Raw genomic sequence first — 1,563 nt, 5'->3', positions numbered from 1 at the left:
TGTTGAGAAACTACCTCAGTGGCAGTGCCGGAGACCAGATTAATACATTACTGGCAGCTACGGCATACAATATGAAGAAATGGATGAGGCTGAAGAGGGAAGAAATCCTCAGCTTAATTTTACGCTGGATTTTCCAGGCACCAGTTTTGGCTCCGGTGAATATCCTGCGCTAACAGAGTAATGAAAAACACGTATTGATAAGGATCAACTAAGTAGTCGGCGGTGCGGCCTGCCCCGGCTCCCGCCGGGGGCTCCCACTGGTGTCACGGTTTTTGCCAACGCGAGAATAAACAAACAACATCATAACCCTGCATCGCACCACGAGTGCAAAAACACGCGCCACCGTCCGCCAGCTGGCGGACCAACGCCACATACCGCCGAACGTTACCACACAGTTAAAAATATCCAGGAAGAGTTGGAAATATTAAATTATGTACATATATTTGTACTTCAATATGTACTAATATATTAATGCCATGATAACAACAACAATATCAGACTTCAGAAAAGATATCAAGAAATATCTTGATAACGTTACGCGGAATTTTGAAACTCTAATAATCAATAGAGGTAAAGATACAGGAGTCGTTATCATGTCTATTGATGAATATAATTCCTTGGCTGCAACCCAGCATGAACTTTCATCAAAAGCTAATGAGAAACGACTTGATTCTGCTATAGAAAAATTGAAAAGTAAAAAGGCATTTCAAAAAGAATTGCTCGAACAATGAAATACATATTCGTTGATGAGTCTTGGGAAGACTATCTCTATTGGCAGAAGACCGATAAGAAAACCTTGAAAAGAATTAATGAGCTCTTGAAGGATATTTCCAGAAGCCCCCATTCCGGAATTGGAAAACCAGAGCCATTGAAATTTAAGTATAAAGGATTCTGGTCTCGTAGAATAGACGGAGAGCATAGGTTAATATATCAGGTCAAAAAGGACGAGATATGGATCGCTAAGTGCAGATTCCATTATGATTAATAATAACCGTGTGGTAACAGGTCGGTATATGTCATTGGCTTTCCCGCACCGCGAGAATTTTCTGGCTAAAGAGGACCGTTAAGTAGTCGGCGGTGCGGCCTGCCCCGGCTCCCGCCGGGGGCTCCCACTGGTGTCACGGTTTTTGCCAACGCGAGAATAAACAAACAACATCATAACCCTGCATCGCACCACGAGTGCAAAAACACGCGCCACCGTCCGCCAGCTGGCGGACCAACTGCACATACCGCCGAACGTTACCAGCAATTTTGGAAATTCTCCCAAGAAATATTGTTTCCTAATATGGAAACTGTTATCTTTGCACAAAATAGTAAACAGTGACTGAAAGATTTAAAGTCCGTTTCTTAGAAGAGGCTGCAGAATTTCTTGACGGTCTTGATGGAAAAGCCAGAGAGAAAATCATTTACAATGTCCGTAAATCGCAAGTAATAAATGATAAAGCACTCTTCAGGAAGCTTTCTGGTGAAACATGGGAATTCAGGACTTTATTCAATCAAGCACATTACAGGTTATTTGCTTTCTGGGACAAATCTGACAAACCTGATACCGTGGTAGTATCA

Annotated in this window: 3 protein-coding genes; all 3 read left to right on the top strand. The window is 42.4% G+C overall.

What is annotated here, in order from left to right; genetic code table 11:
• Positions 1-476: 476 nt before the first annotated feature.
• Positions 477-731 (top strand): type II toxin-antitoxin system prevent-host-death family antitoxin, encoded by a 255-nt coding sequence (locus NC238_01425; GenBank protein ID MCM1564615.1) that lies wholly within the window; start codon positions 477-479, stop codon positions 729-731.
• A complete protein-coding gene (locus NC238_01420) occupies positions 728-985 on the top strand; it encodes a Txe/YoeB family addiction module toxin (GenBank protein MCM1564614.1) in 258 nt (85 codons plus the stop codon). The genes NC238_01425 and NC238_01420 overlap by 4 nt, the downstream gene beginning before the upstream one ends.
• A gap of 335 nt (positions 986-1,320) precedes the next feature.
• The coding region (locus tag NC238_01415) for a type II toxin-antitoxin system RelE/ParE family toxin (protein ID MCM1564613.1) at positions 1,321-1,563 on the top strand (243 nt) is incomplete at its 3' end.

The organism is Dehalobacter sp. (assembly GCA_023667845.1).
Lineage (GTDB): Bacteria > Bacillota > Desulfitobacteriia > Desulfitobacteriales > Syntrophobotulaceae > Dehalobacter.
This window is presented reverse-complemented; position numbering and strand designations above follow the sequence as displayed.